Source organism: Amycolatopsis sp. NPDC049159 (assembly GCF_040648295.1).
GTDB classification, from domain to species: Bacteria; Actinomycetota; Actinomycetes; order Mycobacteriales; family Pseudonocardiaceae; genus Amycolatopsis; species Amycolatopsis pretoriensis_A.
The window spans coordinates 403,319-428,991 of sequence record NZ_JBEZDL010000002.1 but is presented as its reverse complement, the minus strand read 5'-3'; the positions used below and the strand labels follow the sequence as shown (position 1 = coordinate 428,991).

Annotated in this window: 21 protein-coding genes; 10 read left to right on the top strand and 11 right to left on the bottom strand. The window is 71.6% G+C overall.

Annotated elements, in window-relative coordinates; genetic code table 11:
• Positions 1-6 precede the first annotated feature (6 nt).
• Both AB0B33_RS05245 and AB0B33_RS05240 read right to left on the bottom strand, forming a co-directional pair.
• Positions 7-1,350 (bottom strand): glutamine synthetase family protein, encoded by a 1,344-nt coding sequence (locus tag AB0B33_RS05245; RefSeq protein ID WP_360767092.1) that lies wholly within the window; start codon positions 1,348-1,350, stop codon positions 7-9.
• Between the two features lie 672 nt (positions 1,351-2,022).
• Positions 2,023-2,823, bottom strand: a complete 801-nt coding sequence (locus AB0B33_RS05240; protein WP_360767089.1) for an EamA family transporter — start codon at positions 2,821-2,823, stop codon at positions 2,023-2,025.
• 341 nt (positions 2,824-3,164) lie between these two features.
• Between AB0B33_RS05240 and AB0B33_RS05235 the strand changes: the two genes are divergently transcribed.
• A complete protein-coding gene (locus AB0B33_RS05235) occupies positions 3,165-3,341 on the top strand; it encodes a hypothetical protein (protein WP_247011850.1) in 177 nt (58 codons plus the stop codon).
• A gap of 156 nt (positions 3,342-3,497) precedes the next feature.
• On the opposite strand, the gene AB0B33_RS05230 is transcribed toward AB0B33_RS05235, so the two are convergent.
• The 5 genes from AB0B33_RS05230 to AB0B33_RS05210 form a co-directional block, all read right to left on the bottom strand.
• Positions 3,498-4,679, bottom strand: coding sequence for an ROK family transcriptional regulator (locus AB0B33_RS05230; RefSeq protein ID WP_247011852.1), 1,182 nt, complete (start codon positions 4,677-4,679; stop codon positions 3,498-3,500).
• An 11-nt stretch (positions 4,680-4,690) separates the two neighbouring features.
• Positions 4,691-6,157 carry an ABC transporter permease gene (locus AB0B33_RS05225; RefSeq protein WP_360767086.1) on the bottom strand — a complete coding sequence of 489 codons (1,467 nt, stop codon included), beginning with the start codon at positions 6,155-6,157 and terminating at the stop codon, positions 4,691-4,693.
• 20 nt (positions 6,158-6,177) lie between these two features.
• Complete coding sequence (locus AB0B33_RS05220; RefSeq protein ID WP_086862680.1) at positions 6,178-6,951, bottom strand: ATP-binding cassette domain-containing protein; 774 nt, start codon at positions 6,949-6,951, stop codon at positions 6,178-6,180.
• 90 nt (positions 6,952-7,041) lie between these two features.
• Positions 7,042-8,181 (bottom strand): substrate-binding domain-containing protein, encoded by a 1,140-nt coding sequence (locus AB0B33_RS05215; RefSeq protein WP_247011857.1) that lies wholly within the window; start codon positions 8,179-8,181, stop codon positions 7,042-7,044.
• 588 nt (positions 8,182-8,769) lie between these two features.
• Positions 8,770-10,506: a DEAD/DEAH box helicase gene (locus tag AB0B33_RS05210; protein ID WP_247011859.1), complete on the bottom strand. Its 1,737-nt coding sequence runs from the start codon at positions 10,504-10,506 to the stop codon at positions 8,770-8,772.
• A gap of 224 nt (positions 10,507-10,730) precedes the next feature.
• Between AB0B33_RS05210 and AB0B33_RS05205 the strand changes: the two genes are divergently transcribed.
• The gene (locus AB0B33_RS05205) at positions 10,731-11,876 is read left to right on the top strand and encodes a YihY/virulence factor BrkB family protein (protein WP_360767081.1); all 1,146 of its coding nucleotides are present in this window, start codon (positions 10,731-10,733) and stop codon (positions 11,874-11,876) included.
• An 89-nt stretch (positions 11,877-11,965) separates the two neighbouring features.
• The gene (locus AB0B33_RS05200) at positions 11,966-15,115 is read left to right on the top strand and encodes an efflux RND transporter permease subunit (RefSeq protein WP_360767078.1); all 3,150 of its coding nucleotides are present in this window, start codon (positions 11,966-11,968) and stop codon (positions 15,113-15,115) included.
• Positions 15,116-15,548: 433 nt separating this feature from the next.
• Here the strand turns inward: AB0B33_RS05200 and AB0B33_RS05195 are convergent, their stop codons facing one another.
• Together AB0B33_RS05195 and AB0B33_RS05190 are read right to left on the bottom strand one after the other, a co-directional pair.
• On the bottom strand, positions 15,549-16,385 hold the full coding sequence (locus tag AB0B33_RS05195) for a hypothetical protein (protein WP_360767075.1): 837 nt from the start codon (positions 16,383-16,385) through the stop codon (positions 15,549-15,551).
• 189 nt (positions 16,386-16,574) lie between these two features.
• Complete coding sequence (locus AB0B33_RS05190) at positions 16,575-16,817, bottom strand: DUF3039 domain-containing protein (protein ID WP_360767072.1); 243 nt, start codon at positions 16,815-16,817, stop codon at positions 16,575-16,577.
• Positions 16,818-16,875: 58 nt separating this feature from the next.
• Here AB0B33_RS05190 and AB0B33_RS05185 point away from each other — a divergent pair, with 58 nt between their 5' ends.
• The 4 genes from AB0B33_RS05185 to AB0B33_RS05170 are packed head-to-tail and all read left to right on the top strand — an operon-like array spanning position 16,876 to position 20,065.
• Positions 16,876-17,664, top strand: coding sequence for a sporulation protein (locus AB0B33_RS05185; protein WP_360767069.1), 789 nt, complete (start codon positions 16,876-16,878; stop codon positions 17,662-17,664).
• Complete coding sequence (locus AB0B33_RS05180) at positions 17,664-18,281, top strand: hypothetical protein (RefSeq protein WP_360767066.1); 618 nt, start codon at positions 17,664-17,666, stop codon at positions 18,279-18,281. The genes AB0B33_RS05185 and AB0B33_RS05180 overlap by 1 nt, the downstream gene beginning before the upstream one ends.
• Positions 18,282-18,290: 9 nt before the next feature.
• Complete coding sequence (locus tag AB0B33_RS05175) at positions 18,291-19,196, top strand: pseudouridine-5'-phosphate glycosidase (protein ID WP_360767063.1); 906 nt, start codon at positions 18,291-18,293, stop codon at positions 19,194-19,196.
• A complete protein-coding gene (locus tag AB0B33_RS05170; protein WP_360767060.1) occupies positions 19,193-20,065 on the top strand; it encodes a carbohydrate kinase family protein in 873 nt (290 codons plus the stop codon). Before AB0B33_RS05175 ends, AB0B33_RS05170 begins: the two co-directional genes overlap by 4 nt.
• 115 nt (positions 20,066-20,180) lie before the next feature.
• Here the strand turns inward: AB0B33_RS05170 and AB0B33_RS05165 are convergent, their stop codons facing one another.
• Together AB0B33_RS05165 and AB0B33_RS05160 are read right to left on the bottom strand one after the other, a co-directional pair.
• On the bottom strand, positions 20,181-20,516 hold the full coding sequence (locus AB0B33_RS05165) for a DUF3099 domain-containing protein (protein ID WP_247011875.1): 336 nt from the start codon (positions 20,514-20,516) through the stop codon (positions 20,181-20,183).
• A gap of 17 nt (positions 20,517-20,533) precedes the next feature.
• Complete coding sequence (locus AB0B33_RS05160; RefSeq protein WP_360767057.1) at positions 20,534-21,799, bottom strand: amidohydrolase; 1,266 nt, start codon at positions 21,797-21,799, stop codon at positions 20,534-20,536.
• A 28-nt stretch (positions 21,800-21,827) separates the two neighbouring features.
• Here AB0B33_RS05160 and AB0B33_RS05155 point away from each other — a divergent pair, with 28 nt between their 5' ends.
• The 3 genes from AB0B33_RS05155 (at position 21,828) to AB0B33_RS05145 (ending at position 25,125) form a co-directional block, all read left to right on the top strand.
• Positions 21,828-23,333, top strand: coding sequence for a class I SAM-dependent methyltransferase (locus tag AB0B33_RS05155; RefSeq protein ID WP_360767054.1), 1,506 nt, complete (start codon positions 21,828-21,830; stop codon positions 23,331-23,333).
• Positions 23,330-23,755, top strand: coding sequence for a D-aminoacyl-tRNA deacylase (dtd, locus tag AB0B33_RS05150; protein ID WP_360767052.1), 426 nt, complete (start codon positions 23,330-23,332; stop codon positions 23,753-23,755). Before AB0B33_RS05155 ends, dtd begins: the two co-directional genes overlap by 4 nt.
• 341 nt (positions 23,756-24,096) lie before the next feature.
• A complete protein-coding gene (locus AB0B33_RS05145; RefSeq protein ID WP_155542247.1) occupies positions 24,097-25,125 on the top strand; it encodes a sigma-70 family RNA polymerase sigma factor in 1,029 nt (342 codons plus the stop codon).
• Positions 25,126-25,673 lie beyond the last annotated feature (548 nt).

Genomic DNA, 25,673 nt, shown 5'->3' with positions numbered 1-25,673 from the left:
CAGCCTTCAATAACGCCACAGGTGTGCGGCGACGATCTCGTCGGCCGAGCGTTCGGCCGCCCACGCCGCGTCGGACGCCCGGACGGCGCGGAAGGCGCCCAGCAGGTCGTCGCCGAGCACGCCGGCGATCCGCGGCGTGGCGAGCAGCGCGGCGTCCTGTTCGGCGGTGTCGGCCGGCAGCCGCCGCACCCCGCGCGTCTCCCGCTCCCCCGCCGTCCAGCCGCCCGGGTCTTCGGCGATCGGCTCGGGCAGCGCCGGCGCGTCTTCGATGCCCGCCATCCCGGCGGCCAGCACCACCGCCAGCGCGAGGTACGGGTTGGCGGAGGCGTCGGACGTCTTGAGCTCGACGTTCGCGTGGCCGGCGCCGAGCAGCGGCGAGCCGGGGACGTACCGCAGCGACGCTTCGCGGTTTTCGACGCCCCAGAACGCGTACGCGCCCGCGAAGTAGCCGGGCCGCAGCCGCAGGGTGGACGGAACGCTCGGCGCGGTGATCGCCGTCAGCGCCGGCAGGTCGCGCAGCAGCCCGGCGAGGTAGCCGGCCCCGTCGCCGGCGAGGTCGTCGAGCAGGTTCCGCCCCTTCCGCCGGACGGAGGTGTGCAGGTGCCAGCCGTTCCCGGCCGCACCGAGCCCGACAAGCGGCGCGAAGCTGACGACGAGCCCGTGCGCGTGCGCGGCGGCGTGAATGGTCTGCCGCGCGAGCAGCTGATCATCGGCGGCGGCCACCGGATCCGTGGCGGCGAGCGACAGCTCGACCTGCGCGACGCCGTACTCGGCGTGCAGCTGCCCGATCCGCAGCCCGTTGGCGGCGAAGTCGTGCAGCAGGGCGGCGACGAAGCCGTCGAGCCGCACGAGGGCGTGCGGGCTGTAGGCGGGCCCGGGGTGCCCGGGCGTCGTGACGACGTCGGCGCTGCCCGCGGGAGCGACGGCGAATTCGAGCTCGTACCCGGCCCGGAACTCGAGCCCCCGCCGAGCCCCCTCGGCAACCTGCGCTTCGAGCACGGCCCGCTGGCAGTAGGGCCACGGCTCCCCGTCCCGGCCGAGCTGCCGCACGGGCGCCCAGGCGAGCGCGGGCTGCCCGGCGAGCCGCCGCAGCCGCTCGACGACGGGCACGAGCCGGATGTCCCCGGACGGCGTGGCGAGCCCGGCGTGCCCGTAGGTGATGGCGTCATGACTGTCGAAGACGGCGAAGAGCGAGGTGGCCCCGACACCACGGGTGGCAGCGTCGGCGAGCCCGGCGATGGGAACGATCCGCGAGCGCGGAATACCGTTGTTGTCCGCCCAGGCGAGGTGAACACCCCCCACCCCGGCAGCAGCGAAGTCCTTCGCCGCCGCGGACGCCGCCTTGGTCATGGCCACCCGCTCCTTCCGGCCCCGAGTTCCGGCCCAGAGCAGACCCCACCCATCCCGGGGGACGAGCCCCGCTCCAGCGTATCGGGCGGCCCCGACGAAACGGCCCGGAAAGGGGTCTGCCGAGACCGATTGTCCACATCACGGCCGGGCTGTGGACAACTCGGCGGGCACGGTCGGGGGTGTGCTTCGGCAGCCGCGCCGAGGCTGGGGTGGCTGCGGTCCGGCTGGCCTGCCGTGGGTCTCAGCCCAGCGGCTCGTCACGGCCGGTCCGCCGCAACCTCTGTCCGGCGGCTCGCCACGAGCAGCCCGCCGTTACCTCGATCCGAAAGCTCGCCGCGGCCGCCCGACACAACTTCGGCCCGGCGGCTCCCTATGAGCGACCCGCCGCGAACCGAGCCGGACGGCTCGAGAAGAGCGCCCCGCCGCGGACCCGAGTCGAACAGCTAGTCACGGGCGACCGCCACAAACCTGAACCGAACGGCTCGTCATGGCCGGCGCACCGCAGACTCAGCCCGACGGATGTGCCTTCCCCCCGGCCGAGGCAGTGCCCGACTGAGGTGCGCCGGCCGGCGCCAAGCCACCACGACGGCGAGCCCGGCCGCTGAAGGGCTCAGCCCGGTGGCTCCACACTCGACCCGCCAGTGGCTTCACGCCGAACCCGATGGCCCACACTCACCCCGGTGGCTCCACCGCCCGCCCAGTCCCCTCCCGGCCCCGCAGCGCCACCCCAGCCACCACCGCCAACGTCCCCGCCGCCTCCGGCACCGAAGGCACCTGCCCCAGCAGCAGGAACCCCATCACCCCCGCCGTCACCGGCAGCAGCGCCAGCAGCACCGCGAACCGAGCCTGGCCCAAGCGTCGCAAAACCACCTGGTCCAGCGCGTAGGGCACCACCGTCGACAGCACCCCGACCCCCACCCCGAGCAGCACCATCCGCGGCGAAGACCACACCTCCCCCGTCCCCCACGCCAACGGCGACAGCACCACCGTCGCCGCCGCGAAGCCGATCGCCAGGCTGTCGATCCCGTCGCCGTCCACCGCCACCCGCTTGCCCAGCAGGATGTAGCCCGCCCAAGCCGCCGCCGCGGCCAGGGCGAAGGCCACCCCTGCGAACGAGCCCGCGATCCGGACGTCCGCGATCGCCACCACGCCGCACACCACCAGGACCAGCGCCAGCACGTCACGAACCGTCCGCGAGCCGAGGGCGGCCACCAGGACCGGGCCCGCGAACTCCAGGGCCACCGCCGTGCCCAGGGGGAGCCTCGCGATCGCCTCGTAGAAGAGCACGTTCATGCCCGCCGTCACCAAGCCGAACACGATCGCCAGCGCCAGCCTGCGGCCTCGCCAGGCGGCCCGGGACGGGCGGCGCCAGGCCAGGAGGACCACCGCCGCTCCCAGGCAGCGGAGCCAGGCCACTCCCGCCGGGGTCGCGTGGCCGAAAAGGTCGACCGCGACCGCCGCTCCGGCGTACATCGAAATTCCGCTGAGAACGAACAAGAGCGGAGCGGGGACCGCGGAATGCCGTCGGGGGGTTGTCACCGTACTCACGACCCCATGGTGCCTGACCACGGAAAACGTAACTCTCCGGGTAATCGTCTCCTGCATTGCGGGATGCGGTTACGGCATCCGGGGTAAATCGGCGTGACTCAGGTCCCACCGGCGCGGGAACACTTGCGAGCCGCGAAACGTCTGGAAGAGTGGAAGCACGAACACCGCGGAGCCGGAGGCGATCGCCGCCGCCGGGTCAGTCCCGAAGTGGGCGTAGCTGGATCGATGGCACCGGGCAACCGGTGCCGGGACGGAGGGAGACCCCCATGACAACGCCGACGCTCACCCGCCCCGAACTGACCGCCGCCGACCGCTGTGACCGGTGCGGGGCCGCAGCTCAGGTACGCGCCGTCCTCAAGGGCGGCGAGCTTCTCTTCTGCGGGCACCACGCCCGCGAGCACGAGGCCAAGCTCAAGGAACTGTCCGCCGACATCCAGCGGTAACAACGTCAGAACACGCGAAGGCGGCCAGTGCGCACAGGCACTGGCCGCCTTCGCATTTTTGAAACCTGCCCCAGTCTGCAACTTGCAAAGTGCGTGCCCTATGTCACGGTCCGGCCGCGGAATGCCGTGATTGTGGTCACGTAATCGGACAAGAAATCAGACAGAATCCAGCACGACTTCGAACGCCACTTCCGCGGCTCCCAGCAGCTTCACGTCGGCGCCCAGCGCCGAGCTGACGATCCGGGTGCCGCCGACCGCCCGGCTCACCAGGCTGCGCCGCCGCACCTCGGCGCCGACGTGCCGCAGCACCGCCTCCGGCAGCACCGTCAACAGGTCGCCGAGGATCACCAGCTGCGGCCCGAGCAGGTTGACGACGTTGATCAGCCCCAGCGTCAGCCACTCGGCGAACTCCGCGAGCCGCGTCAGCGCCGCCTCCGAGTCCCGGCCGAGCTCGCGCAGCTCGAACAGGATCGCGCCGCGCGGGGTGTCCTCCGGCAGCCCGAGGGCCCGGCACAGCGCCGCTTCGCCGACCTCGGTCTCCCAGCAGCCACTGCTGCCGCAGTAGCAGTCCCGCCCGTCCGGGCGGATCACCATGTGCCCGATTTCGCCGACGTAGCCCGAGCCGCCGCGCAGCGCCGAGCCCTCCGCGATGACGCCGCCGCCGACGCCGACGTCCGCCGAGATGTAGACCACGTCGGACGCCCCGCGGGCCGCGCCGCGCAGGTGCTCGGCGACCGCGCCGAACTCGGCGTCGTTGCCGACCAGGATCGGGATCTGCAGGACGCTGCCGAGCCGCTCGCCGAGCGCGACGTCGGTCCAGCGCAGGTTCGGGGCCTCGTGCACGTACCCGTCGGCGCGCCGGATGACGCCGGGCACCGACACCCCGACCGCCACCGGGGTCACGTCGAGGTCGCCGGCCAGCAGGGACGCCGACTCGATGACGTGCGTGATGACCTCGTCGGGCTGACCCATCCGGCCGCGCAGGTTCCAGCTGTTGCGGCCCAGGATCTGCCCGCCCAGCCCGACCAGCGCGAGCGCGACGTGCTCGACCTGCAGGTCGACCGCGAGCACGACCGCCGCGTGCGGCTGGGGCAGGACCAGGAGCGAGGGGCGGCCCGCCCCTCGTCCCGGCCTCGGCACCTTCTCCTCGACGACGCCGGCTTCGGCGAGCCCGTCGACGAGGGTCTTGATCGTGCTCCGGTTGAGCCCCAGCTCGGAAGCCAGGGTCGCCCGAGTGCTCGGCCCGCCGACGTGCAGCAGGCGGAGCAGAGTAGTGCGGTTGTGCCGGCGCACCTCGTCCGGTCGAGCAACGGGTGAGCTGGACACGGGCTTTATCATTCCATGCTGGTTCAGCGCGCCGACGCAGCCGCGCGGCGCCGGGACAGCGCGTCGACCGTGGCGGCGAGCAGCAGGACCAGACCGGTGACGATGTTGACCACCGCGGCCGGCTGCTTGAGCAGGCCCAGGCCGTTGATGACCACGGCGATCACCAGGCCACCGACGACGGCGTCGGCCACCCGGCCCTTGCCGCCGAACAGCGACGTACCACCGATGACGGCCGCGCCGACCGAGTACAGCAGCGTGTTGAGGCCACCGGACTGCGGGCTGACCGAGCCGACCTTCGACGCGGCGACGATGCCGCCGATGGCCGCGACCGCCGAGCCGATGACGAACACGCTCGCGCGGATCTTCGGCACGTCGATACCGGCGCGACGGGCGGCTTCCTTGTTGCCGCCGACCGCGTACACGTACCGGCCGTACTTGGTCCGGTTGAGCACGTAGGTCCCGGCCACCAGGAGCACCAGCATGATCGGGATGACGTACGGGATGCCCTGGATCGTCACGACCGCCTTGTTCGGCGAGCGGTTGACCGTCAGCAGCCAGGTTCCCAGCGCCGACAGCACGACGAGCGCGCCGACCTTGACCAGCACCAGCGTCGTCGGCTGGACGACCAGGCCGCGCTGGAGCCGCCGGAAGTGGCTGAGCAGCGTGATCACCGCGAACCCGCCGGCGGCCACGAGGAAGAAGATCCAGCTGCCGACGACGTTCAGGTTGCCGTTGGCGATCTTGTACAGGACGTCGGAGTTGGTGATGCCGATCGTGCCGCCTTCACCGATGAACTGCAGCAGGACGCCCTGCCACACGATGAACAGCGCCAGCGTCACGACGAAGGACGGCATGCCGATCTTCGACACCAGGAAGCCGGTGATGCAGCCGATCGCGGTGCCGACGCAGATGGCCAGCAGGATCTCCAGCCAGGCGTTGGCCGGGACGCCGATCGCGACGATCAGCAGGCCGACCAGCGACAGCGCGGCGCCGCCCCAGATCCGCTGGTAGGCCGAGAGCAGCATGGCCGCGGCGAGGACCGCGATGAACGTGACGAACACGCCGGAGCCCAAGGTGCCCAGCAGGTTCCCGGCGTGCACGTAGTGCAGGGCCATCACCGACGCGGCGGTGCCGGAGGCCACACCGGCGGCGAGGTCGATCTCGCCGAGCAGCAGCACGAAGACGATGCCCATCGCGATGATGATCACGCCCGCGCCCTGCGGGAACACGTTGGCGATGTTGGCCAGCGTGAAGAAGTTGTCCGACAGTGCGCTGAACAGGATCACCAGCACGAGCAGGCCGAACAACGACGGCAGGGAGCCGAGCTCACCGGCCCGGAGGCGGGCGAAGTAGTCACGCAGCGCTTCGCCGGTTGACATCGATGTCGTGTCGATGCCGAAGTCGGTGATCGCCGCGGTCGGGTTCTGGGTCTGCGCGAGCGCTTCCGCGGCCGGGGTGTCGACCTCGTGCTTCGCAGGGGTTTCAGTCATTTCCGGTTCTTTCTTCCCGCTCACAGGACCACGGCTTCGGGCCGGGCCAGGCCGAGGTCACCGGAGCGACCCGCGGTGATCAGTTCCACGATCTGGCCGTGGCTGACGTCCTTCGTGTGCACCTCGGCGACGAGCCGGCCGAGGTAGAGGACGGAGATGCGGTCGGCGACCTCGAACACGTCGGCCATGTTGTGGCTGATCAGCACGACCCCGAGCCCCTGCTCGGCCAGGCGGCGGACGAGGTCCAGCACCTGCCGGGTCTGGGCGACGCCGAGGGCGGCGGTCGGCTCGTCCAGGACGACGACCTTGCTGTTCCACAGGACCGACTTGGCGATGGCCACCGTCTGGCGCTGGCCACCGGAGAGCGAGGAGACCGGCGTCCGGACCGACTTCACGGTCCGCACCGAAAGGGAGGCCAGCGTCTCGCGCGCGGCCTTCTCCATGCTGGCTTCGTCCAGCTTCCAGCTGCTCCCGCGCTCACGGCCGAGGAACATGTTCTGCACGATGTCGAGGTTGTCGGCGAGCGCGAGGTCCTGGTAGACGACCTCGATGCCGAGGTCGGCGGCGTCCTTCGGCCCCCGGATGTGGGCGTCCTGCCCGTTGAACCGCACGGCCCCCGAGTCGTACGGGTGGATGCCGGCGATGCACTTGACGAGGGTCGACTTGCCGGCGCCGTTGTCGCCGACCAGGGCGGTCACTTCGCCCGCACGCACGTCGAAGTCCACGTCGTGGAGGACGTGGACGGGGCCGAAGCTCTTGTTCAGGCCCTTGATCTCGAGGATGGGCTCACTCATGGCTGGCTTTACTCCTGGGTGGGGACCGGGCCGGGACGCGCCGTCGGGGTGCGCGTCCCGGCCCGGCTGTTCATGGGTAGAGCGGGCGGCTCAGGAGATGCCGAGCGAGGTGCACTTGGCGGCGAGGTCGCCACCGCAGATCTCGGCGGCCTTCACGTAGCCCTGGGTGACGACGGTCTTGACGTCCTTCTCCAGGATCGTCGTCGGGGTGAGCAGCACGGACTTGATGTCGCGGTTGTTCTTCGGGTCGTGCAGCTTCGCCGTCGCGATCGCGTCCGCACCGGCCGTGTCACCCTTGGCGAGGGCGGCGGCCAGCTTGGCGGTGGCCTCGGCCTCTTCCTTGATCGGCTTGAAGACCGTCATGTACTGGTCGCCGCGCATGACCGCCATCAGGCCGTCGGCGGTCGCGTCCTGGCCGGTGACCGGGACCTTCCCGTTGAGGCCGTTCTTCTTCAGGATGGTGATGACCGCGCCGGCCAGGCCGTCGTTCGCCGCGACGACGCCGTCGACCTTGCCGCCGTTGGCGGTGAAGATCTGCTCGAACGTCGTGCCGCCGAGCTGGTTGTCCCAGTCGTTGATCGGCTGCTTCTGGATCCGCTTCAGCGTGCCGGCCGTGTTCAGCGGGTCGAGGACGGAGTCCTGGCCCTTGGTGAACAGCGTGGCGTTGTTGTCGGTCGGGGCGCCCTCGATCTGGACGAAACCCGCACCCGGCTTGGCCTTCAGCGCGTCGGCCATGGCCTGGCCCTGCAGCTGGCCGACCTTCTCGTTGTCGAACGAGACGTAGTAGTCGGCGGAGCCGCCGAGGCTCGGGCGGTCGTAGTCGATGACCGGGATGCCCGCGGTCTTCGCCTTGGCCTCGACCGCGGCACCGACGGCCGGGTCACCGGGGGCGATGACCAGGACCTTGACGCCGGAGCTGATGAAGCCGTCGGCCAGGGTGGCGAACTTCTGGTTGTCGCCCTGGGCGTTCTGGACGTCGACCTCGAAGCCCTGCGCCGTCAGCGCGGCCGTCAGCATCGGCTTGTCGAAAGCCTCCCAGCGCGCCGAGGTGGCGGTCTCCGGGAGGATGACGCCGACCTTGCCGCTGGCGCCGCCGGCGGCGGCCGGCGCGGACGAGGAAGCGGAGTTGCTCCCCGTGCCCCCGCTGTCTGAACTGTTGGCACCGCAAGCGGTGAGCACCAGGCCGGTGCTCACCGTGGCGGCGAGGAGGGTAAGGGTTCTGCTGCGCATCCTCGTTCCTTCCGGATCCAAGCATTGGTGACGAGCGGCCGTCGACGGTTGCTGTCTCGGGCCTGCGGGGCGGTGATCCGGAGGGTCCCGGCGCACCGTCGCGCATATGTTGTGGGCGACAACATATGCCGCTGAGCGGCTGCGGGGAAGATAGCTGGATCGATTAAATGACACCAATTGGACACGGTTCGGCAACACGAGCTGAACCTCGCCCGGAAAGAGCAGATCCGCTGACGATGTGATCGCCGGCACTCACCCTCTGTTACATCCAGGTTTCTTGACGCCGTGAAGGTACTCCTTCGGCGTGCACTGTGGGCAACCCGTGGCGAACCCACGCGACCGGGCGGTGATTGGTCGCCGACTTGCGGAATTCCGCGTGGATCGTGCCCGGGGAACCGCCTGCCGGGGGACGCACGGGCAGGTGATGGGTAACCGGGGACGCACTGAGCGTCACAAAGCGACTGGTACTGACCAGGAACGGACGGTGACCGCCGAGTTCAACCGCTCGGGCGACATCGGGGCCGCCCGGCGGCGCGGGTGAGGATCTCGTGGCGGGCCCGGCCCGGGCGCGGGAAAACCGCGGCCGGGTCACCAGGACCGCAGGGTGACGATCCGCTCCTCGAGCTGTTCGACGGTCGCCATCGCGGTCACCGGGCCGCCGCAGACCCGGCGCAGCTCGTTGTGGATCGCGCCGTGCGGCTTCTTGGTCCGGTGGTGGTACATGCCCACCAGCGCGTTCAGCTCCTTGCGCAACGCGCCGAGCCGCTCGCTCACCGACTGCGGACGGGCCGCCGGCGGCGGGGCCTCTTCCTTGCCCGGCTTGCGGCGCTTCTCGTCGGCGATCTGCGCTTCCTGCCGCTTGCGCAGCAGGGCGCGGACCTGGTCGGGTTCCAGGAGCCCGGGCAGGCCCAGGTACTCCTGCTCCTCGTCCGAGCCGGAGAACACCGCCGTGCCGAACGAGTTGCCGTCGTAGATGACCTGGTCGAGCTCGGCGGAGGCGCCCAGCGAGGTGAACGCCTTCTCCTCCTCGCCCGGCTCGTCCTCGGTGCGGTTGGCCTGGGCGAGGAGCTCGTCCTCCCAGCCTTCCTTCTCCCGGTGCGGCTTGCCCAGCACGTGGTCGCGCTGCGCCTCCAGCTCGCTGGCCAGCTCCAGCAGCACCGGGACGGACGGCAGGAAGACGCTCGCCGTCTCGCCCTTCTTCCGGGCGCGCACGTACCGGCCGATCGCCTGGGCGAAGAACAGCGGGGTCGACGCGCTCGTGGCGTACACGCCCACGGCCAGGCGCGGGACGTCGACGCCTTCGGAGACCATCCGGACCGCGATGATCCAGCGCTCGTTGGTCTCCGAGAACTCCTTGATCCGGCCCGACGCCTTGGGGTCGTCCGAGAGCACCAGCGTCGGCGCCTCGCCGGAGATACGCTCGAGGATCTTCGCGTACGCCCGCGCCGTCTCCTGGTCGGTGGCGATGACCAGGCCGCCCGCGTCCGGCACGCCCTGGCGGACCTGCGACAGCCGCGTGTCGGCGGCCTGCAGCACCGCCGGGATCCACTCGCCGGACGGGTCGAGCGCCGTGCGCCACGCCCGCGCGTTCTGCTCCGCGGTCAGCGGCTCGCCTAGGCGGGCGGTGAACTCCTCCCCCGCGCTCGTGCGCCAGGAGGCCTCGCCCGAGTAGGCCAGGAAGACGACCGGCCGGACCACGCCGTCGGCGAGCGCGTCCGCGTAGCCGTACGAGTGGTCGGCCTTGCTGCGCTGGAACCCGCCGGAGTCCGGCTCGTAGGAGACGAACGGGATGGCCGAGTCGTCGGACCGGAACGGCGTGCCGGTCAGCGAGAGGCGCCGGACGGCCGGGGTGAAGGCCTCGCGGATCGCGTCGCCCCAGGACTTCGCGTCGCCGCCGTGGTGGATCTCGTCGAGGATCACCAGGGTCTTGCGGTTCTCCGTGCGCACCCGGTGCAGCGTCGGGTGCGCCGCGACCTGCGCGTACGTCAGCGCGACGCCGTTGTAGTCCGACGAAGTGACGCCGGTGGTGTTGCGGAAGTTCGAGTCGATGGCGATGCCGGCCGCCGCGGCCGAGGCCGCCCACTGGTGCTTGAGGTGCTCGGTCGGGGTCACGATGGTGACCGCCTCGATCGTGCGGTCGCTCAGCAGCTCCGCGGCGATCCGCAGGCCGAACACGGTCTTGCCGGCGCCGGGCGTCGCCACCGCGAGGAAGTCCTTCGGCTTCCGCGTCAGGTACTTCGTGAGCGCCCGCCGCTGCCACGCCCGCAGCGGGCGCGCGGTCGAGTCCTTCTCCGCGGGAGGCGCCCCGAGCTGCGTCTCCGTCATGCCGGTCCCCCCTCGCTCAAGTGCTGTGACGTGCGAAAACCCTCACTGTGGTACCGGCTGCTGCCGCGTTGGGCGGCCGGCGACTTGCGGTGAGGGCACTGGAGCGAGTCTACCGGCCGGGTCCGACAGTTCCGGGCACCGGCACGGGTGATGTCCCCCGACACGCCCGGCCGCAGGGGGTGTGACGAGCCAAATCAGCACCGATGGACCATGCTGGACACGTCATGGGTGAGGTGCAGCCGTCCGCAGCGACGAAGGTGGCCCGCAAGGGGCCGTGGCGCCTCCTCACGCGCACGCTCGGGAAGGCCTGGGAGGGCAACATCTTCTCCGAGGCCGCCGAAGCGGCCTTCTGGCAGACGCTGTCGCTCCCGCCGCTGCTGCTCGGCCTGCTCGGCAGCCTGGGCTTCGTCGGCGAGTGGTTCGGCCAGGACGTCGTCGCGCAGGTCCACGACCGGATCATCGGCTTCTGCAAGACGATCTTCAGCGCCAACGCCGTCCACGACATCATCGAACCGACCGTGAACAGCATCCTCACCGTCGGCAAGGGCGAGATCGTCTCGGTGGGCTTCCTGATCTCGCTGTGGGCGGGGTCGTCGGCGATGTCGTCGTTCGTGGACGCGATCACCGTCGCGCACGACCAGTACGGCGTCCGCAACGACGTCTGGCAGCGGATCTTCGCGCTCCTGCTGTACCTGTGCGGCCTGGTGATCCTGGTGGTCGGGCTGCCGCTGCTGGCGATCGGCCCCGACCTGCTGCCCGAGTTCTTCCCCGGCGACTGGCGCCCGACCGTGACGTCGTGGGTGAGCGCGCTGTACTTCCCGACCCTCGGGGTGGTGATCACCCTGGCGCTGACCACGCTGTACAAGCTGGCGCTGCCGCGGAAGCTGCCGTGGCACCGCGGGCTGCCCGGCGCGGTGCTCGCCATGGTCGTTTTCCTGCTCTCCTCGGTCGGCCTGCGCGTCTACCTGAACTGGATCACCAAGACCGGCTACACCTACGGCGCGCTGGCCGCGCCGATCGCGTTCCTGCTGCTGATGTTCTTCATCGGGCTGGCCGTGGTCGGCGGGGCCTACTTCAACAGCGCGATCCAGGAGCTGTGGCCGGCGAAGGCGACCCGGCGGCAGCGGCGCAAGTGGCGGCGGCTGGAGATGGAACGCGCGTCCGAGCGGCTGCGCTCGGAAGACGGCCGCAAGCTGTGGGAGCGCACGACCACGCCGATGAAGCGCCCGCGCGCCGAAGACGTCTCCGGCAACGGCGACGCTCCGTCCGAAGAGGACACCTCGTCACCGAGCGCGCCGGAACCGGCACCCAGCGCTCCTCAGGGTCGGGTGTCCTCCCAAGGGACGACCCGGAATCCACCCTCAGACTGAGTCGCTCCTCAGGTCGGGCGTGGGACGCTCTCCGGGTCACTGACGCCGGCGTCGGTCGCCGCGTCGTTCCCGAGGGGGTTCCCAGAGTCATGTCCGTGCTGGCCAGATTGAGCCTGCGCAACCGAAGCCTGATCGGCCTGCTCGCGCTCGTCGTCGTCGGGTTCGGGGCGTTCGCGCTGCCGCAGATCAAGCAGCAGCTGTTCCCGTCCCTGCAGTTCCCGCAGGCCCAGATCGTCACCGCGTACGCGGGCGCTTCGCCGGACGCGGTCGACCGGCAGGTCACCGAGCCGCTGGAAGGCGCGCTCCAGGGGCTGAAGGGGCTCGAGGAGGTCAACTCCACGTCCTCCGACGGCGTTTCGCGCGTGGTCGCCCAGTTCGAGTTCGGCACGGACATCGACGGCGCCGTCCAGCAGATCCAGCAGGTGGTGAACCAGGTCCGGACGCGGCTGCCGCAGAACTCCGAACCCGCCGTGTCCGCCGGCAGCACCGACGACCTGCCGGTGGTGCTGGTCGCCGCGGGCACCGCCGGTGACCCGCAGGCGCTCGCGCCCGCGCTGACCGACCAGGTCGCCCCGGAGCTGCGGAAGATCGAGGGCGTCCGCACGGTGACCGTCACGGGCGTGCAGCAGCCGCGCGTCACGATCACCCTCGACTACGCGAAGCTGGCCGCCGCGGGCGTCGACCCGGCGTCGATCGCCACCTCGTTGCAGACGGCGGGGGCCGCGGTCCCGGCGGGCACGCTGACCGAAGGCGGCAAGACGCTGAGCGTCCAGGTCGGTGGCGGGCAGACCACTGTGGACTCGCTCCGCAACCTCTACCTCACGCCGAGTGCGGCCGCTTCGCCGTCGCGGCCGGGCACCCCGGCGCGCGGGCCGGTGAAGCTGGGTGACGTCGCCGACGTCCAGGCCGGCTTCGCGCCGCCGACGTCGATCACGCGCACCAACGGCAAGCCGAGCCTCGGCCTCTCGATCACCATGGTGGACAACGGGAACGCCGTCGCGATCTCCGACGCCGTGCGCGACAAGCTGCCGGAGCTGGCGAAGAAGACCGGCGCCGAGATGAACGTCGTGTTCGACCAGGGCACCCCGGTCAAGGACGCGATCAGCGGCCTGACCACCGAAGGCCTGCTGGGCCTGGCGTTCGCCGTCGTCGTCATCCTGCTGTTCCTGCTGTCGGTGCGCTCGACGCTGGTGACCGCGGTGTCGATCCCGCTGTCGGTGGTGGTCGCGCTGCTGGCGCTGTGGACCGGCGACCTGTCGCTCAACCTGCTCACCCTCGGCGCGCTGACCATCGCGATCGGCCGGGTGGTCGACGACTCGATCGTCGTGCTGGAGAACATCAAGCGACATCTGGCTTACGGCGAGGAAAAGCAGCGCGCGGTGCTCGACGGCGTCCGCGAGGTGGCCGGCGCGGTGACGTCGTCCACGCTGACGACCGTCGCGGTGTTCCTGCCGATCGCGTTCGTCGGCGGGTTCGTCGGCGAGCTGTTCTCGCCGTTCGCGATCACGGTGACGGTGGCGCTGCTGGCGTCGCTGCTCGTGTCGCTGACCGTGGTTCCGGTGCTGGCGTACTGGTTCCTGAAGCAGCCCGCGATCCCGGCGGACGCCATCGAGGCCGAGCGGGCGCGCGAAGCCGCCGTCGAGAAGGAGCGCCGCGGCCTGCTGCAGCGCGCCTACCTGCCGGTGATCCGGTTCGCCACCCAGCGGCGGCTGACCGTCGTGCTGCTGGCGCTGCTGATCTTCGCCGGCACGGTCGGGCTCGCGACGCGCCTGAACACGAACTTCCTCGACCAGTCCGGCGGCACCACGCTGAACATGACGCAGAAGCTGCCCGCGGGCACCAGCGTCGAGGCCAAGGAGAAGGCCGCCACCTCGGTCGAGCAGGCGCTGGCGGCGGAGTCCGCGGTGCGGACCTACCAGGTCAGCGTCGGCGGGGGCGGGGCGTTCGGCTTCGGCGGCGGGACGAACACGAGCATCTCGGTCACGGTCGCGAAGGACACCGACCTCGACGCGCTCTCGGACCGGCTGCGCGCGAAGCTGGCGTCCCGGCCGGAGCTGGGCGAGATCAAGATCGGCGCGGACGCGTCCGGCTTCAACTCCGACCAGGTGTCGGTGACGGTGACCGCGCCGTCGGAGGCCGCGCTCAAGCCGGCGTCCGACCAGGTCGTGCAGGCGCTGGGCGGGGTGTCCGGGCTGACCGAGGTGACCAGCGACCTGGCCGTCGGTTCGCCGCGGGTGCAGGTCGAGGTGGACGACGCCGCGGCCGCCGCGCGCGGGCTGTCGGCGAGCACCATCGGCCAGGTCGCCAACCAGGCGATCGCCGGCCGCACGGTGACGCAGCTGCCGGTCGGCGGGCAGCGCACGGACGTCGTGCTGCGCGCCGGCACCGCGCCGGTCACGGTCGACCAGGTGAAGGGCCTGCCGATCCCGGGTCCCACCGGCGTCGTCCGGCTCGACGAGGTCGCGAAGGTGTCCACTGTGGACGGCCCGGCGTCGGTGCACCGCACCGGCGGCGACCTTTCGACCACGGTGACGGCGAAGAACACCGGCGACAACCTGAGCAAGACCACGGCGGACATCAAGTCCAAGCTGGACGGGCTGACGTTCACCGGCGGCGCGTCGTACTCGCTCGGCGGGGTCAGCCAGGACCAGCAGGAGGCTTTCTCGAACCTGTTCCTGGCGCTGCTGGCGGCGATCGCGATCGTGTTCCTGATCATGGTGGCGACGTTCCGCAGCCTGATCCAGCCGCTGATCCTGCTGGTGTCGATCCCGTTCGCGGCGACCGGCGCGATCGGCCTGCTGCTGGCGACCGGCACCGCGCTCGGCCTCCCGGCGCTGATCGGCATGCTGATGCTGGTGGGCATCGTGGTGACCAACGCGATCGTCCTGATCGACCTGATCAACCAGTACCGGGCCGAGGGGATGAGCGTCGCGGACGCGGTCACCGAGGGCGGCCGGCGGCGGTTGCGGCCGATCCTGATGACGGCGGCGGCGACGATCTTCGCGCTGGTCCCGATGGCGCTGGGCATCACCGGCCAGGGCGGCTTCATCGGCCAGCCACTGGCGATCGTGGTGATCGGCGGCCTGGTCAGCTCTACGTTGCTGACCCTGGTGCTGGTCCCGACGCTGTACACGATGGTCGAGACCCGCAAGGAACGCCGCCACGCCCGCCGCGAGGCTCGCCGTCACCCGGCGAAGGCCCCGGAGTCGGAGTCCCTGGACCCGGCCCCGACAGCCTGACGGTCCCGACCGCAGGACGAAGGCCCGCACTTTCACGTGAAAGTGCGGGCCTTCGTCGTCGTCACTCGCCGGCGCACGCACCGCGGAGCATCCGGCGCCGCCATCCGACGACGCCGGCCTGAACCCACCCCGCGACGCGCTCGGGGCGTTCGGCGCGGCCCGACGGCGCGACCGGCGAGGGCCGCGTCGAGCACGCGCCCGGCGCGGAGCAGAACCGCAGAGCAGAACTCGGACAGCCGGCCGGCACCGATCACGCGCCAAGCCGTCAGCGTGAAGTGCCGACGCCCGGACCTCCGCGCACGTCGCACGCCGGTCCGAACCCGCCCCGCCGTGCGGTCGCGGCATTCGGCTCGGCCGCGACCGATGAGGGCCGCGCGGGGTCAGGACTCGGACAGCCGCCCGGCACCGATCAGGTGCCGGGCGGCCACCGTCGTCACTGCTTGAAGCGGTACGTCATCGAATCGAACAGGATGCAGATGCTCGGCGACATCACGATCACCCGCAGCGTGTTGTCCCGCTCGTCGAAGTCGATCCCCTCGACCTCGAAGTTGCCGCCGCAACCGCTCCGCAGCGGCAGCTGACCCAGCGACGTCACGTGCCCGACGACGTCCGAACCGGACAGTGCGCCGGCCAGATCGACCTGCAGCAGCGGCTTCGTCGTCCCGAAGAGGCTGCCGTCCGGGTCGTCGGATGCGCAGAGCAGGCGGGTGGCCGTCTGGAAGTCGCAGCCCTGGACGTCGCGAACCGGGTGGTCGAGCCGGATCGCCGAGGCGTACGGGAGGTTTTGTGCCGGGTTCGTGACCACCGTGCCCGGCATCGGGTGGACCAGGAGGCGGTCCATCGTCCCCCACTCCCCCGCCACCATCCAGCGGGCGTCGGGCGAGACCGCGGCGAAGGAGTTGTTGTTCGCTTCCCACGACTCGAGGTTGTGCTTGTAGTTCGCCCACGAGCCGTCCGGGGCCTGGACGCGGAAGAGCTTCGCGCCGCGGTCGTCACGCTGGTAGGGCTCCACATACCAGCCCTGGGCCGAGCCCGGGTCGCCGACGTGGCTCCAGCCCTGCGAGTTCAGGTCCGCCGGGATGGTGCCGATCCCGGTGTAGCGGATGGTGGTGCCCGACGGCCGCACGATCGTCGCGAGGCCCTGGCTCTCGTCGAGGGCTCTGGCCTGGTCGCGGCCGACCTCCGACCAGCCGGTGACGGCCTGGGCCAGCGCGGGCGAGACCACGGCCAGCAGGGCGGCGAGGGTGAGCACGATCCCGGTTCTGCGCATGTGCGACTCCGGTGGGTGAGGGGACCTGGCCTGCTGGATCTACCAGGACACCGGCACCCGGCACACCCGCCGAATGAAGGTTTTTCACGTTTGTTCGCCGATTCGTGCGCTTCCGGACCGCGACCCGACAGCGATCCGGACAGCGAAAATCCCCGGCGGGTCGGCCCCGCCGGGGGATTCAGGCCGGGGTCACTCCCCCGGGCGCAGCCCGTCGAAGATCTCCTTGCACGCCGGGCAGACCGGCGAGCCGGGCTTCGGCGACTTCGTGACCGGGAAGACCTCGCCGCACAGCGCCACCACGAAGTTGCCCATGACCGCGCTCTCGGCGATCTTGTTCTTCTTCACGTAGTGGAACATCTTGGGCGTGTCGTCGTCGGTGGTGTCCGTGCCCTCGGGCGTGGTTTCCGGCTTCGTCAGCGTCTCGGTGCTCACCCGGCCATTGTGCCCGAGTCCCCGCGCGGGAGGTCCCCGGCCTGGCAGGATCCACGGCATGTTCCAGAAGGTGCTCGCGACGTTCGGCTCCGGCGGGGCGCGGATCGACGCCCGGCTGCTCGAGGCGGCCGCTGCCCCCGGCCGTCCGCTGCACGGCGAGGTCCTGCTGCTCGGCGGCGAAGTCGACCAGGAGATCAAGGGCCTCTCGGTGACGCTGCTGGCGCGCGTCCAGGTGCCCGGCGAGGACAAGACCGAAGACCTCCCGTTCGGCACGCAGCAGCTGGCCGGGCGCGAAACCATCCGCGCCGGCCAGCAGGTCCGGGTGCCGTTCGAGGTGCCGTTGCCCTGGGAGACGCCGGTGACCAGCGTCTACGCCAAGCCGCTGACCGGGATGGCGGTCGGCGTCCGGGCCGAGCTCGACCTGGCCGCCGCGGTGAGCGACCCCTTCGACGCCGACGCCGTCGCGATCGAGCCGCTCCCGGCCCAGAAGCGGGTGCTCGACGCGCTCAGCCGGACCGGCTTCACCTTCCGCGAAGCGATCCTCGAACAGGGCCGTGTCGACGGCGCCCAGCAGCAGCTGCCGTTCTTCCAGGAGATCCGCTTCGCGCCCTCGCCGCGCTTCGCGAGCATCTTCTCGCAGGTCGCGGTCACCTTCCTGACCTCGGCCGAGCGCACCGACGTCGTCCTGGAGGTCACCAAGCGGGTCCGCGTGAGCAAGAGCGGCGGCTTCGGCGGGCGCGGGCAGGACTTCCTCGGGAAGTTCACCATGAAGCCGGACGTGAACTGGGAGAAGCAGCTCGAGGACTGGTTCGACCAGCTGGCCCGTCCCCGCGGGATCTTCGACTGATGGAGTGGCCCGACGCCGTCGAGGCGCTGGGCGGCGAGGCCGGGTCCTGGCCGCGGCTCGAAGCGCGCTACGCCGAGCCCCACCGCCGCTACCACACGCTCGAGCACGCGGCGGCCGTCGTCCGCGACTCGGCCTGGCTCGCCGGCGACCTCGGCGAGACCGAACGCGCGGTGCTCGCCGTCGCCGCCTGGGCGCACGACGTCGTGTACGACGCGAAGCCCGGCGAAGACGAACGGGCCAGCGCGGCCTGGGCCCGCGAGGCCCTCGGGGGAGCCGCCGAAGCGCACGTCGAGCGGGTCGAAGGCCTGATCCTCGCCACGATCACGCACGACGCGCCGCCGTCCGACCACCTCGCGACCGCCCTGCTCGACGCCGATCTCGGCATCCTCGGCGCGCCGCCCGACCGGTACGCCGTCTACGCGAAGAACGTGCGCGAGGAGTACGCGAAGTACCCCGACGACGTCTGGCGCGAAGGCCGCATCGCCGTCCTCGAAGGCATGCTGAGCCGCGAGCTGTACCGCAGCGGAACCGCGCGGGCACGCTGGGCGAGCACCGCGGAAAAGAACCTCGCGGCCGAGCTGACCCGCTGGCGCGGCGAGCGGACCGATCACCGATGATGGTTCCTCGTGACCACCCCACTCCACCTGCACGAAGAGATCGCCTCGGCGCTGCGTGACGGGCACCCCGTCGTCGCGCTGGAGAGCACCATCCTGTCCCACGGCCTCCCCGCCGGCCGCAACCTCGACGTCGCCCGCCGCCTCGAGCGCGTGGTCCGCGACGGCGGGGCCGTCCCGGCCACGATCGCGGTGCTCGACGGCCGGGTCGTCGTCGGCCTCTCCCCCGCCGAGCTGGAGCGGGTCTGCGCGCCGGACGCCGGGCTGGACAAGCTGTCGCTGCGCGACCTCGGATCCGCCGTCGGGCTCGGCCGCTCGGGCGCGACGACCGTGGCGAGCACGTCGGCGCTGGCCGCCGCCGCGGGGATCGGGATGTTCGCCACCGGCGGGCTCGGCGGCGTGCACGTCGGCGCCGCGCAGTCGTGGGACGTCTCGGCGGACCTCGGCGTGCTGGCGAAGGTGCCGACCGTGGTCGTCTGCTCCGGCGTGAAGTCGGTGCTCGACATCCCGGCGACCCTCGAGGTGCTGGAGACGAACTCGGTGCCGGTGCTGGGGTACCGCACGGACGACTTCCCGGCGTTCTACCTGCGCTCGTCCGGGCACGCGGTCGGCTGGCGGGTCGACGACCCGAAGCAGGCCGCCGCCGTGGTCGCCGCGCACCGCGCGTACGCGGGTTCCGGCGTGCTGCTGGCGAACCCCATCCCCGAAGCGTCCGAAATGGACAAGGCGCTGCACGACCGGCTGCTCGCCGAGGGCCTCGCGCTGGTCGCGGAGCGCGGCGTGCACGGCGCCGACGTCACGCCGGTGCTGCTGGAGCACTTCCACACCGCCAGCGGCGGCGTGAGCATCGACGCGAACGAAGCGCTGGTGCTCAACAACGCGAAGCTGGCCACCGAGGTCGCGGTGGCGCTGGCATGAGCGGCATCGTGGTGGTCGGCGACGCGGCCCTGGACGTGATCGCCCGGCACGACAAGCCGTTGCCGCACGGCGGCGACGCGCGCGCGAAGATCCGGTTCACCGGCGGCGGCTCGGGCGCGAACACCGCGCTGTGGCTGCGTTCCCTCGGCGCGGAGACGACGCTGGTCGCGCGGATCGGGAACGACCCGGGCGGCCGGCTGATCCGCGCGGAGCTGGAAGCGGCGGGCGTGCGGTGCGCGTTCGCCGTCGACGACGACGCGCCGACGTGCTGCGTCGTGGTGATGGTCGACGCCGCCGGGCAGCGCAGCATGCTGGCCGACCGCGGCGCGAACCAGCGCTTCGCCCCCGAGGACGTCACGCCCGAGGCCCTGGCCGGCGCGAGCCACCTGCACCTGTCCGGGTACGTGCTGCTCGACCCGCCGTCCCGGGCGGCCGGGCTGGCGGCGCTGGCCGCCGCCCGCGAAGCCGGGTTGACCACCTCGGTCGATCCCCAGGCGGCCGCGCACATCACCGACCCGGCGGCCTTCCTCGACGACGTCCGCGGCGTCGACCTGCTGATGCCGAACACCGAGGAGCTGGTCGCGCTGACCGGCTCGGCGGACCCGGCGGCGGCGAAGGAGCTGCTGGACGCGGTCGGCGCGGTGGTCGTGACGGCCGGGCTGGACGGCGCCAGCTGGGTCGACGGGGGCGGCGTGACGAGCGTGCCCGCGGTCGAGGCCGAGTGCCTCGACTCGACCGGCGCGGGTGACGCGTTCGACGCCGGCGTGCTCACCGGCTGGCTGGCCGGCGAGTCCACTGTGGACGTGCTGCGGCACGGGACGCGGCTGGGCGCGCTGGCCGTCGGCAAGGTGGGCCCCCAGCCGGCCTAAGCCGGAACTTTCCTGGGGAAAGTGCGGCCCCGACCCGCCGGACACGCATCTTTCCCTGGGAAAGTGCCGCTTCAGCCCGGCCGGAAACGCATCTTTCCCTACGAAAGTGACGCTCTCAGCCGTCGATGACGCGGTGGCTCGTGCCTTCGATCGCCTTCGGCTCCCGCTCGTAGCGGTTGACGTCCTCGGCCTTGCGGGGCGGGCGGTCGTTGGCGATGAGCACCGCGATCCACGGCAGCGGCACCGAGATCGCGAGGAACCCCAGTGCCAGCCACCACACGTGGTAGGTGAGCCCGGCCGCGATCAGGCACGGGATCCGGCACGCCATCATGATCACGTACTTGCGCTTGCGCGACGCGAGCTGTTCTTCGTACGACCTGGCCGCCCCGGTGATCAGCACCGGGTCCGAGCCGCTGGCGGGCGTGGTCACTGCACCACCTCCACGATCCATCGTCCCACCTGCGGCGCTCATGCGACACCTGGGTGGGACAACCGGCTCAACGCGGCGGCGACGAGCGTCTCGATCCCGGTGCGCAGGGTCGGGTGCAGCACCGGGGCGAACCGCGGCGAGTGGTTGGACGGGACGTCGCGCTCGAAGCGGCCCTCGGTCATCGCGGTGATCACCGTCTCCGGGTCGAACCCGCCGACCAGCCAGAACACCGAGGGTGCGCCGGCCGCGCGGCCGAACTCGCTGAAGTCCTCGCTGCCGGTGACCAGCGGGGCCGGCAGCACCACGTCGGCGCCGAAGCGGGCGCGGAAGACCTCGGTGAGGGCGTCGTTGGCGGCCTCGTCGTTCTCGGTGATCGGGTAGGCGCCGGACCGCTCGACGGTCGGCGGCTTCGGCGCCCCCGCCGTGGCCGCCTCGCCGTTGACGATCCGCTCGACCGCGGCCAGCACCCGCTCGCGGACGGCCTGGTCGAAGGACCGGACGTTGACCTCCAGGACGGCGTCGTCGGCGATCACGTTGCTCGCGGTGCCCACGTGCAGCGAGCCGACGGTGACCACGGCGGAGTCGGTGGCGGCGATCTCGCGCGAGACGATCGTCTGCAGCTTGAGCACCACCGACGCGGCCAGCACGGCCGGGTCGACGGTCGTTTCCGGGCGCGAGCCGTGCCCGCCGCGGCCGTGCAGGGTGATGCGCAGCGTGTCGGTCGCGGCCATGATCACCCCGGGCCGGGTGAGCACCCAGCCCGCCGGGCCGGGCACCAGGTGCTGGCCGAACACGACGTCGGGCTTGCCCGCGATGTCGAACAGGCCGTCGGCCACCATCGCCGACGCGCCGCCCGCGCTCTCCTCCCCGGGCTGGAACACCACCAGCAGCGTGCCCGACCACGTGTCCCGTCCCTTGGCCAGCAGCGCGGCGGCCCCGGAGAGCCAGGTCGCGTGCATGTCGTGGCCGCACGCGTGCATGACCGGGACGTCCTTGCCGTGCTCGTCGGTGCCGCGGGCGGTGCTGGCGTAGGACAGCCCGGTCTTCTCCTCGACCGGCAGCGCGTCGATGTCGGCCCGCAGCTGCACGGTGGGCCCCTCGCCGTTGCGCAGCACGCCCAAAACCCCGGTCCCGGCGATGCCGGTGTGCACCTCGTAGCCGTCGCGCTCCAGCCGCCGGGCGAGCTCGGCCGCCGTCCGGGTCTCGGCGAAGGAGAGCTCGGGGTGGCGGTGCAGGTCGATGTACAGCGCTTCGAGCTCGGGAAGCGCCGCGTCGAGCGGGGCGAGGACGTGTTCAAGGGTCACGGGAGCCATCGTGGCAGCATTACCCACCGTGAGCACGCGAAGCGTACTGCCCGACCTGAACGACGACGTCTGCGCGCGGCTGCGCGAAGCCTTCCGCCGCACCGGCTACGACGCCGACGGCGTGGTGGCCGCCCTCGGCGGGGCCGCGCACGCCGCGCTGGGCCGCGGGGAGCCGGTGCCCGCCGAGCGCGCCAGCCGCGACGCCGGCGAACTCGGCACGCTGATCCGGCTGTTCCTGCTCGGCGGCACCGAGCCGGAGACCGCGGTCAAGGCCGCGTTCGCGCCGCTGGCCCCCGAAGACGCCGTCGCCGCGGGGTTGCTGACCGCGGTCGCCGACGGGTACCGCGCCGGGCTCGACGTCCGCCCGCACGGCGACGAAGAGGGCTCCTGGTGGGTGGTCTCCGACCTCGACGCCGACGTCCTCGGCAGCACCGTGCCCGAGGACCACGTGCTCGGCGTCGGCCACGCGTCGCTGTCGCTGATCCGCGCGACCAGCCGCAACCCCGTCGGCACCCTGCTCGACCTCGGCACCGGCAACGGCGTGCAGGCGCTGCACGCGGCCCGGCACGCCCGGCGCGTCACCGCGACGGACCTCTCCGAGCGGGCGCTGGCGCTCGCCGCGGCGACGTTCCGGCTGAACGAGCTGGACGTCGAGCTGCTGCGCGGCGAGTGGTTCGCGCCGGTGGCGCGGCGGAAGTTCGACCAGGTCGTCTGCAATCCGCCGTTCGTGGTCGGCCCGGCGCGGGTGGACTACACCTACCGCGACTCGGGGCTGGCCGGCGACGACGCGAGCGCGCTGGTCGTGCGGCAGCTGCCGGGCTTCCTGAACGACGGCGGCGTCGGCCACCTGCTGGCTTCGTGGCTGCACACCGGCAAAGAGGACTGGGCCGACCGGGTGAGCCGCTGGCTGCCCGCCGAGACCGACGCGTGGTTCGTGCAACGCGACGTCGCCGACCCGGCGCTCTACGTCGGCACCTGGCTGCGGGACGCGGGCCTCGACCCGCGCTCGCCGGAGGGCCGGGCGAAGGCGGCGGCCTGGCTCGACTGGTTCGCGGCGAACGACGTCCGCGGCATCGGGTTCGGCTTCGTCACGCTGCGGCGGGCGGCCGGGGTGGGCTCCCCCACGGTGGTCTGCGAGGACCTGCGGCAGGCCTACGACGACCCGCTGGGGCCGGAGGCGGCGGGCTGGCTGGACCGGGTGGAATGGCTGCGCGAATCGGGTGATTCATTACTTGATGTCCGTTTTGTGGTGCCCGGCACGGTTTTGCTGGAAAGCGTCGAGGAACCCGGCGACGAAGGCTGGGCGACGTCGATCCGGCGCCTCCACCGCACCGACGGACCGGGCTGGCAGCACGAAGTCGACGAACTGGCGACACGGCTCCTGGCGGGGTGCCGCGGCATGCTGCCACTGGAGGACCTGATCGAGCTCCTCGCGGCCGCGCAAGGGCTCGAAGCTTCGGAGCTCGCGGCGGCCGCGTTGCCCGTCGTCCGCGAGCTCGTCCGGCACGGGATGCTCGTCCCGGCGGGGAAGTGAGGGCCGTCGCGGCCCGCGTGACCCGGGCCGACGTCACCGTCGAGGGCGAGGTCGTCGGCGCGATCGACGAGCCGGGTTTGCTGGTGCTGCTGGGAATCCACGTCGACGACGACGCGGCGAAGGCCGTGACCATGGCGCGGAAATTGCACGAGCTGCGCGTACTCCGTGACGAGGAATCATGCGCCACCGCGAATGCGCCGCTGCTCGTGGTGAGCCAGTTCACGCTCTACGGCGACACGAAGAAAGGGCGGCGGCCGTCCTGGACGCGGGCCGCCCGCCCGGAGGTCGCCGGACCGTTGGTGGACGCCGTCGTGGCCGAGCTGCGCGGCCGCGGCGCCACGGTGGCCACCGGGCGGTTCGGGGCGATGATGGCGGTCTCGAGCGTCAATGACGGGCCGTACACGGTTCTCGTAGAGGTCTAGACCATCCAGAATCGGGGCTGTGGCGCGCAGCGCCTCCGTCGAGGGCGGCGGCGGGGGCATGGATGGAGGTTCAGATCCTGACGTGATTCACATGGGATTCTCAGGTTTCCCGGTCACGGAACGTTCTCAGCAAAAGCTCAGCAATGGTCGAGCAACCGGAGCGCGCCGGCAGCCGTCTCCTTTTCAGCGAGCCGGGAACGTTTTGGATACCCGGAGCGTTGTGCCAGATGTCCAGCCAAGCCGGCCGGACCGGCGTACCGGGATCCACAGGCCCCGGTCCGCGGGGCCGAACCGGCGGGACCACCGCAGCAGCACGTTCAGCCCGTGACCGGGGAGGCAGAATGTCAGTCCAGACTCTCGAACGCGAGTCGCGCGGGATTCGCGAGCGTATCCCGGCTCAGGTGTCCGAGGAGCCGGTGAGCGTGGGGGCGCTCGCCGACGGCGACCTCGACGCCCCGAGCCCCGCCGCCGACCTCGTCCGCGTCTACCTGAACGGCATCGGCAAGACGGCCCTGCTCAGCGCGGCCGACGAAGTCGAGCTGGCCAAGCGCATCGAAGCCGGCGTCTTCGCCCAGCACATGCTGGACACCGGGGAGAACCTCACCCCGAAGCGCCGCAAGGAGCTTTCCGCCCTGGTGCGCGACGGTCACGTGGCGAAGAACCACCTCCTGGAGGCCAACCTCCGCCTGGTGGTCTCGCTCGCCAAGCGCTACACCGGCCGGGGGATGCCGCTGCTCGACCTGATCCAGGAGGGGAACCTGGGTCTGATCCGCGCGGTGGAGAAGTTCGACTACTCCAAGGGGTTCAAGTTTTCGACCTACGCCACCTGGTGGATCCGCCAGGCCATCACCAGGGGGATGGCCGACCAGGGACGCACGATCCGACTCCCGGTCCACCTGGTGGAACAGGTGAACAAGCTGGCCCGCATCAAGCGCGACCTGCACCAGCAGCTCGGGCGCGACGCGACCCACGAGGAGCTGGCCGCCGAGTCGGGCATCCCGGCGCACAAGATCTCGGACCTGCTCGACCACTCGCGTGACCCGGTAAGCCTGGACATGCCGGTCGGCACCGAGGAAGACGCTCCGCTGGGCGACTTCATCGAGGACTCCGAGGCGACCGACGCCGAGAGCGCCGTCATCTCCAGCCTCCTGCAGGACGACCTGCGCCGGGTGCTCTCGACGCTGGACGACCGCGAGCAGCAGGTCATCCGCCTCCGCTACGGCCTCGACGACGGCCAGCCCCGCACGCTCGACCAGATCGGCAAGCACTTCGGGCTCTCCCGCGAGCGCGTCCGCCAGATCGAGCGCGAGGTCATGTCGAAGCTCCGCCAGGGCGAGCGCGCGGACCGGCTCCGCGCCTACGCCAGCTGACCCGACCGTCTCCAGGGCGGGCGCACTCCGTGCGCCCGCCCTCTTTTTTTGGGCGTGGGCCCAAGCCGACGACCAGGCATTCCGCGCGGTGCGAAAATTTTCCACGAAAACCGCGTTTTGCCTTCGACGAGCCTGGGTAGCAATCTTCCGCCGGCACCCGTTCGGCCGCGTTGACTTATGACTTCGGTCACGCCACATTCGTGGAGCGGCTTCGAGCACCGGCATCGGCCTCGCGACCGGGTGTGCACGCATCCGGGAGCTTCCCCCGGGAGGTCGGGTCCGTCGGGGTGGACCCGGCCTCCCGACCAGCTCCCGCAAACACACGCCGACGAAGCTCCCGCGAACGCACCGGGGCGGCACACGCGCACCCCCTCCAGCCAGACCTCCCCGCAACCCCGATCCGAAGCCAGAACACGGCCGGCAGCGCCGGGTCAAGGCACGCTTTCCCGCCTTGACGCGGCACTGCCGGCCGTAGTCACAATCGGGCTTCGGGGTTGTAGGGACACCGAGCCCAGGGTTGGGAGAACACCGAGCCCCCAGCCGAACGC

Coding starts and splice junctions, on each gene's coding strand:
- AB0B33_RS05245 (WP_360767092.1), bottom strand. CDS start 1,350: ATGACCAAGGCGGCGTCCGCGGCGGCGAAGGACTTCGCTGCTGCCGGG.
- AB0B33_RS05240 (WP_360767089.1), bottom strand. CDS start 2,823: ATGTACGCCGGAGCGGCGGTCGCGGTCGACCTTTTCGGCCACGCGACC.
- AB0B33_RS05235 (WP_247011850.1), top strand. CDS start 3,165: ATGACAACGCCGACGCTCACCCGCCCCGAACTGACCGCCGCCGACCGC.
- AB0B33_RS05230 (WP_247011852.1), bottom strand. CDS start 4,679: ATGATAAAGCCCGTGTCCAGCTCACCCGTTGCTCGACCGGACGAGGTG.
- AB0B33_RS05225 (WP_360767086.1), bottom strand. CDS start 6,157: ATGACTGAAACCCCTGCGAAGCACGAGGTCGACACCCCGGCCGCGGAA.
- AB0B33_RS05220 (WP_086862680.1), bottom strand. CDS start 6,951: ATGAGTGAGCCCATCCTCGAGATCAAGGGCCTGAACAAGAGCTTCGGC.
- AB0B33_RS05215 (WP_247011857.1), bottom strand. CDS start 8,181: ATGCGCAGCAGAACCCTTACCCTCCTCGCCGCCACGGTGAGCACCGGC.
- AB0B33_RS05210 (WP_247011859.1), bottom strand. CDS start 10,506: ATGACGGAGACGCAGCTCGGGGCGCCTCCCGCGGAGAAGGACTCGACC.
- AB0B33_RS05205 (WP_360767081.1), top strand. CDS start 10,731: ATGGGTGAGGTGCAGCCGTCCGCAGCGACGAAGGTGGCCCGCAAGGGG.
- AB0B33_RS05200 (WP_360767078.1), top strand. CDS start 11,966: ATGTCCGTGCTGGCCAGATTGAGCCTGCGCAACCGAAGCCTGATCGGC.
- AB0B33_RS05195 (WP_360767075.1), bottom strand. CDS start 16,385: ATGCGCAGAACCGGGATCGTGCTCACCCTCGCCGCCCTGCTGGCCGTG.
- AB0B33_RS05185 (WP_360767069.1), top strand. CDS start 16,876: ATGTTCCAGAAGGTGCTCGCGACGTTCGGCTCCGGCGGGGCGCGGATC.
- AB0B33_RS05180 (WP_360767066.1), top strand. CDS start 17,664: ATGGAGTGGCCCGACGCCGTCGAGGCGCTGGGCGGCGAGGCCGGGTCC.
- AB0B33_RS05170 (WP_360767060.1), top strand. CDS start 19,193: ATGAGCGGCATCGTGGTGGTCGGCGACGCGGCCCTGGACGTGATCGCC.
- AB0B33_RS05165 (WP_247011875.1), bottom strand. CDS start 20,516: ATGGATCGTGGAGGTGGTGCAGTGACCACGCCCGCCAGCGGCTCGGAC.
- AB0B33_RS05145 (WP_155542247.1), top strand. CDS start 24,097: ATGTCAGTCCAGACTCTCGAACGCGAGTCGCGCGGGATTCGCGAGCGT.